The sequence below is a fragment of the Drancourtella sp. An57 genome (genome assembly GCF_002161525.1).
In the GTDB taxonomy this organism is placed as follows: Bacteria; Bacillota; Clostridia; order Lachnospirales; family Lachnospiraceae; genus Sellimonas; species Sellimonas catena.
Genome location: NZ_NFHY01000023.1, coordinates 38,697 through 44,954, shown reverse-complemented (window position 1 = coordinate 44,954; position 6,258 = coordinate 38,697). Strand labels below are relative to the sequence as shown.

6 protein-coding genes and 1 tRNA gene are annotated in these 6,258 nt (G+C 46.5%); 1 reads left to right on the top strand and 6 read right to left on the bottom strand.

Annotation, left to right across the window (positions count from 1 at the left end; all coding sequences use genetic code 11):
• Positions 1-216: 216 nt before the first annotated feature.
• Positions 217-304, bottom strand: a tRNA-Ser gene (locus B5G11_RS15015).
• A gap of 27 nt (positions 305-331) precedes the next feature.
• A complete protein-coding gene (locus B5G11_RS16405) occupies positions 332-514 on the bottom strand; it encodes a hypothetical protein (RefSeq protein WP_087166488.1) in 183 nt (60 codons plus the stop codon).
• 78 nt (positions 515-592) lie between these two features.
• Here B5G11_RS16405 and B5G11_RS15005 point away from each other — a divergent pair, with 78 nt between their 5' ends.
• Positions 593-1,516 carry an alpha/beta fold hydrolase gene (locus tag B5G11_RS15005; RefSeq protein WP_087166489.1) on the top strand — a complete coding sequence of 308 codons (924 nt, stop codon included), beginning with the start codon at positions 593-595 and terminating at the stop codon, positions 1,514-1,516.
• Between the two features lie 91 nt (positions 1,517-1,607).
• On the opposite strand, the gene B5G11_RS15000 is transcribed toward B5G11_RS15005, so the two are convergent.
• From B5G11_RS15000 to glpK, 4 genes are read right to left on the bottom strand one after another with little or no spacing between them, the layout of a single operon-like run.
• Positions 1,608-1,973 (bottom strand): DUF1667 domain-containing protein, encoded by a 366-nt coding sequence (locus tag B5G11_RS15000; RefSeq protein WP_087166490.1) that lies wholly within the window; start codon positions 1,971-1,973, stop codon positions 1,608-1,610.
• 2 nt (positions 1,974-1,975) lie between these two features.
• Complete coding sequence (locus tag B5G11_RS14995) at positions 1,976-3,241, bottom strand: FAD-dependent oxidoreductase (RefSeq protein WP_087255256.1); 1,266 nt, start codon at positions 3,239-3,241, stop codon at positions 1,976-1,978.
• 17 nt (positions 3,242-3,258) lie between these two features.
• On the bottom strand, positions 3,259-4,695 hold the full coding sequence (locus B5G11_RS14990) for an NAD(P)/FAD-dependent oxidoreductase (RefSeq protein ID WP_087255253.1): 1,437 nt from the start codon (positions 4,693-4,695) through the stop codon (positions 3,259-3,261).
• Between the two features lie 33 nt (positions 4,696-4,728).
• Positions 4,729-6,225 carry a glycerol kinase GlpK gene (gene glpK, locus B5G11_RS14985; RefSeq protein WP_087255250.1) on the bottom strand — a complete coding sequence of 499 codons (1,497 nt, stop codon included), beginning with the start codon at positions 6,223-6,225 and terminating at the stop codon, positions 4,729-4,731.
• Positions 6,226-6,258: the final 33 nt, after the last annotated feature.

Below are 6,258 nucleotides of genomic sequence, written 5' to 3'. Positions count from 1 at the left end.
AGTTCCTTGTTCTGAATAATTCTCATGAATTTTCAGGGATCGTTGTCTATTGTTCAGTTATCAAAGTTCTTTGTTTTCGTTGCCGCTCTCTCGCGACAGCTATATTAGATTATCACATCCGCTCGTTTCTGTCAAGCACTTTTTTAAAACTTTTTTGTTTTTTTGATCTGATAATCTGTTCTTTATTTATCACCCGAAAAAGGGCAATAAATAAAACGGAGAAAGAGGGATTTGAACCCTCGCGCCGGTTGCCCGACCTACACCCTTAGCAGGGGCGCCTCTTCAGCCTCTTGAGTATTTCTCCGGATACTGAATTCATGTCAGTATTTTATTATGCGTTCCATAACGCATGAGTAATTATACTAAACTCCTTTCTTATTGTCAAGCAGAATTTTTCGGTTTTCTTGCCAATTTTTGAAATTTCACTTTTTTCATCTTTCATTATATAATTCTCTCTCCGTTTTTCCTGTTTTAATTTAAGAAAGCCGGAAAGATACGCATTCTTTCTTGACATCATTTTTTCTGAATTCTACAATGATTTTAGACAGATGAGATGAACTTACGATCTGTAATCTAGAATGGAGGTGTTTATATGTTACATGAAGTTCAGTTTCCATCTTATAATGAACGTGATACCGTCTGTGGCTGGATTTACGTTCCCGCTGCAAAGCCGAAGGGCATTGTCCAGCTGATCCACGGATATGGGGAACACTCACGAAGATATCTTCACATGATTTCAGCCTTTGTGGATGCCGGCTATATTGTTGCGGCCGATGATCATGTAGGACATGGAAAAACGGCTATGATGAACGATACCTGGGGAGACTGGGGTGACAAGGGATGCCATACTATGATGGAAGATGAACATGCACTGACCGGGATTGTCCGCGAAAAATATCCGGAGCTTCCATATTTTCTTTTCGGACACAGCATGGGATCTTTTATCGCAAGAGATTATGCAGCCAAATATGGTGCAGAGCTGACCGGTGTCACAATCTGCGGTACCGCCGGTGTTTTCCGGGGAGCCGGGGAGGCGGAGGAGGAACTGAAATCAGTTGTCGACGGTGGCCATGGCGATGAGGCAGATCCGTCCTATGCCGGAAAACTTCTCGGATGGATGTGTGAACGCTGCGAAAGTTCTGCTCTCGGCAATGAATGGATTTGTTCTGATCCATATGTTCAGAAAGACCATGCGGAAGATCCGTTCGATGCTTTTACCAAGCCAACGCTGAATCGTTCTCTTTACTATTTCACTCAGATGATGCGTGTAATCACAGGAAAAGAGTGGGCTGAAAAAGTACCTGCTTCTCTGCCATTCTATAATATTGGAGGAGATCAGGATCCGGTCGGCAACTATGGTCAGGGTCTCTATGAAGTATCCAACTGGCTTCATGATACCGGGCATCAGGTTCAGACAAAAGTGTATCCTGGATACCGCCATGAAATTCACAATTACGCAGACATCCGCTGTGATGTAGAACAGGGGATTATCGACTTCATGGACAGTCTGATCTGACATCCGGCTCCGATAAGATATTCTGCATAAAGAAATAAAATGTGCCGTACAGGAATTATATTCTTTTCCGTGTACGGCACATTTTATTTCTTTATGCTTTTTCTACATGTTTCGTCGCAACAATATCCACGCCTGTCCCGGCCACATCTTTCAGGATTACGTCGCCAATCTTTACCGGAGCTTCTTTCTCGATTCCTTTGAGTGCTTTGACGCAGTCAAAAATCTTCCCTTTTGGAATATCTTCCTTTGTCTTTACCGATACCATATCTTCAGCTCCGCCTTTTACCCGGATGGTGGAAGTCACAATCCGGGTCGGATTTGTCACTTCCTTTCTCGCGTAGATATCGCCTCTTTTGCATGTATTTCCTGTAACACTTACGACCTGTCCATCTTCCATCTCTACCGTAATCGGACAGCCCATCGGACAGCTGATACAGGTTAAATGTCGAATTTCCATTTCTACGCCTCCTCTATTGTTACTGTAATTATTTTCAGGTCAGCATGCTGAGAAAGTTGTTCCTTTGTCAGCCTGATTTCTTCCATCTCGCCCGGAGCCACAATCTGACGTCTGCGGCGTATGACCCTTTCCTGATCAAAATATACACTTACATAACAATTTTTAAATACTGCTCCCGCACGGAAGCGTACAGTAAGCTCATTTTCCATCCGTTCCGGATCAATCGTGGATGGAACCGTATAGCGTACTCCTCCTGTCGGATTCATTGTGATTCTCCGCCCGCTTCCCGGTCTGCTTTCGCCTTTTACATACGCTGCCGCATGTTTTCCCGCCGCAGCTGCCTCCTCAGACACAAAGTCCACCAGGTCATGTACGTGAAGCACGTTTCCGCATGCAAAGACTCCCTCAATATTTGTCTCAAGACTCTCATTGACAACCGGACCGGATGTAACTCTGCTCATTTCCACACCCATGCCGCGTGAAAGTTCGTTCTCCGGAATCAATCCGACAGAAAGCAGAAGTGTGTCACATGAATACTCTTCTTCCGTTCCAGGAATTGGTTTCCCGTTTTGATCCACTTCGGCCAGTGTGACTCCTTTCAGCCGTTCCTTTCCCTTGATGTCTACAACTGTATGACTTAATTTCAGCGGAATTCCATAATCGTCGAGACATTGAACAATATTCCTCTTCAGTCCTCCGGAATACGGCATCAGCTCCGCTACCACTTTGACTTTTGCCCCTTCAAGCGTCATTCTCCTGGCCATAATCAATCCGATATCTCCGGAGCCAAGGATCACGATCTCACGCCCCGGCATCATGCCTTCCATGTTGACCAGTCTCTGCGCAGTACCAGCGGAATAAATGCCTGCCGGACGATATCCCGGAATATTCAGCGCTCCTCTGGACCGCTCCCTGCAGCCCATAGACAAAATGACAGCCTTTGCCTGAATTTCAAACAGCCCTTCTTCTTTATTCATGGCCGTTACCACTTTTTCATGGCTGATATCCATAACCATGGTATTCAGCCGGTATTCAATGCCAAGTTCAACGATCTGATCAATAAACCGCTGGGCGTATTCCGGTCCGGTCAGTTCTTCCTGAAAAGTATGGAGGCCAAATCCATTATGGATACACTGGTTCAGGATTCCGCCAAGCTCCTTGTCTCTTTCCAGAATCAGAATACTGTCTGTTCCATTTCTTTTTGCTGAGACTGCGGCTGCAAGCCCTGCCGGTCCTCCCCCGATGATGACAATATCATAGTTTTTCATCTCCGAAGCCTTCCTTTCTACAATCTGTCTTTATTTGTACCGACGACAAGCCGGGACTCTCCGCCCGTTTTTGTAATTTCGGACATGTCTTTTCCCAGTTCCCGTGCGAGAATTTCCATGGTTCTTGGCGAGCAGAATCCAGACTGGCATCTTCCCATTCCTGCCCGTGTACGCCTTTTTACTCCATCCAAAGATTTTGCACCGAGCGGACGGTGAATGGCATCCAGAATCTCTCCTTCTGTAATCATTTCGCACCTGCAGATCACATTTCCGTATGCCGGCTCCTTCCGGATCAGCTCCGCATGTTCTTCTGTTGACAGCGTATTTGGATCAAGAATACCTTTCCTTGTCTCTATGAAATGCTCCTTCTTCTCCAGCCTCATTTTTTCTTTCAGAATATCCGCCACCATCTCCCCAATTGCCGGACAGCTGGTAAGTCCAGGGGATTCAATTCCCGCACAGTCAATAAATCCTTTTGCGTCCTCAACTTCTCCGATGATAAATTCACTGCCATCCTCATGAGCACGAAGTCCTGCAAAGGATGTGATGACCTGTCTCATCGGAAGGTCTTTCACACTTTGTCCCGCCTTTGTGATAACCTCATCAAGTCCTTCTCTGGTCGTATTGGTTCCTTCTTTATTTTCAATATCATTCGCAGTCGGTCCCAGAAGCAGATTGCCGTGTACCGTCGGTGTCACAAGAACGCCCTTTCCATATTTTGTCGGAAGAGAAAAGATGGTTCTGCTCACATGCTGACCGGCTGTCTTATCAAGCAGACAGTATTCCCCTTTTCTCGGCGTGATGTGAATCTTTTTCCTGCTGACCATATTATGAAAACGGTCTGCATACACCCCGGCCGCATTAACAACGTACCTTGTCTGGAAATTTCCCTGATTTGTATGAAGTTCATATCCGCCGTCAATCTTGACAATGTTCTCCACTTCTGTTCCTAATCGAAATTCCACTCCGTTCTCACATGCGTTTTCCGCCAGAGCAATATTCAGTTCAAACGGACAGACAATCCCTGCTGTTGGCGCATAAAGTGCCGCACAGACCTGATCATCCAGATTCGGCTCCATGGCCTTTGCCTCTTCTCCGCTGATGACTTTTAAGTCTCTGACTCCATTTTTCAGTCCTTTCTCGTACAGTTCCTGCAGTTTCGGCATATCCGTTTCGTTCAGACAGATGACAAGAGAACCGATTCTCCGAAACGGAAAATCCAGGTCTTTTGAAAGCTGTTCCATCATCTCATTCCCTTTGACATTCAGTTTTGCCATCAAAGATCCCGGAACTGCATCATACCCTGCGTGTACAATCGCGCTGTTGGCTTTTGATGTTCCGCAGCAGACATCCTCCTCTTTTTCCAGGACACAGGCTTTGATCTTGTATCGGGAAAGTTCCCTCGCGGATGCCGCGCCGGATACGCCCCCTCCGATTATGATCACATCATACATCTCTTCTCGTCTCCCTTCTTCCTGACACCATTCTCAGTCTTCTTTTGCCCATCCATAGGCATATTTTACAGCTTTATTCCATCCTTTGATTTTTTTCTGCCTCTTTTCTTCATCGATGGATGGCAGGAAAATCTGATCGATCTTCCAGTTTCTCTTTACATCCTTTTTATCTTTCCAGTATCCTACTGCAAGTCCTGCCAGATAGGCAGCGCCCATTGCCGTAGTTTCCACGCATCTTGGACGGTTGACCGGAGCATTGATGATATCCGACTGCGTCTGCATAAGGAAGTTGTTTGCACTTGCCCCGCCATCCACTTTCAAAGATGCCAGCTGGATTCCCGAGTCTGCTTTCATCGCTTCCAGCACATCGTTCACCTGATATGCGATAGACTCCAGTGTAGCCCGGATAATATGATATTTGTTGACTCCCCGGGTAATTCCCACGATCGTCCCTCTTGCATACTGATCCCAATGTGGTGCTCCAAGTCCGGTAAATGCCGGAACAACATAGCATCCGTTCGTATCCTTTTCTTTTTTTGCCATATATTCCGAATCTGCCGCCGAATCAATCAGTCTCATTTCATCCCTGAGCCACTGCACTGCTGCTCCCGCGACAAAGATGGAGCCTTCAAGAGCATAATTCACTTTTCCATCCATTCCCCAGGCAATCGTGGTAACCAGTCCGTTTTGAGAAAAAACAGGTTTTTCTCCCGTGTTCATCAGAAGAAAGCATCCCGTTCCATATGTATTTTTCGCTTCTCCTGCCTTGAAACAGGTCTGTCCAAACAAAGCGGCCTGCTGATCTCCTGCCGCTCCTGCAATCGGAATCGCTCCGCCCAGAAATGAAGGGTCTGTCTCCCCGTATATGCAGCTGGACGGTTTCGGCTCCGGAAGCATAGCCTTCGGAATATCAAGTTCCTGAAGAATCTCATCGTCCCATTCCAATGTATTGATATTAAACAGCATGGTTCTGGACGCATTCGAATAATCTGTCACATGGACAGCACCTTTTGTCAGTTTCCAGATCAGCCATGTCTCCACGGTTCCAAACAAAAGCTCGCCTTTCTCAGCTCTTTCTCTTGCTCCCGGCACATTGTCCAGAATCCACTTGATCTTCGTTGCAGAAAAATAAGCATCGATCACAAGACCTGTTTTCTCCCGGAATTTTTCCGTCAGTCCTTTTTCCACAAGAGAATCACAGTATTCAGATGTCCTCCGGCACTGCCAGACAATTGCATGATAGACCGGTTCCCCCGTATTCTTATCCCAGACAATGGCGGTCTCTCTTTGATTGGTAATACCGATTGCCGCAATATCATCTGCTGTAGCGGAAATCATATTCATTGCTTCGACAGCCACTCCAAGCTGGCTTGCCCAGATCTCATCCGCGTCGTGCTCCACCCAGCCCGGCTTTGGAAAATACTGGCGGAATTCCCGCTGAGCCACGCTGCACATTTCTCCCCTCTCATTAAACAGGATACACCTGTTGCTTGTGGTTCCCGCATCCAGCGCCATTACATATTTAGCCATATTCAGTTCCTCCTTTTTTTCGGCTCCTGTGCC

Coding starts and splice junctions, on each gene's coding strand:
- B5G11_RS15000 (WP_087166490.1), bottom strand. CDS start 1,973: ATGGAAATTCGACATTTAACCTGTATCAGCTGTCCGATGGGCTGTCCG.
- B5G11_RS15005 (WP_087166489.1), top strand. CDS start 593: ATGTTACATGAAGTTCAGTTTCCATCTTATAATGAACGTGATACCGTC.
- B5G11_RS14995 (WP_087255256.1), bottom strand. CDS start 3,241: ATGAAAAACTATGATATTGTCATCATCGGGGGAGGACCGGCAGGGCTT.
- B5G11_RS14990 (WP_087255253.1), bottom strand. CDS start 4,695: ATGTATGATGTGATCATAATCGGAGGGGGCGTATCCGGCGCGGCATCC.
- B5G11_RS16405 (WP_087166488.1), bottom strand. CDS start 514: ATGTCAAGAAAGAATGCGTATCTTTCCGGCTTTCTTAAATTAAAACAG.
- glpK (WP_087255250.1), bottom strand. CDS start 6,225: ATGGCTAAATATGTAATGGCGCTGGATGCGGGAACCACAAGCAACAGG.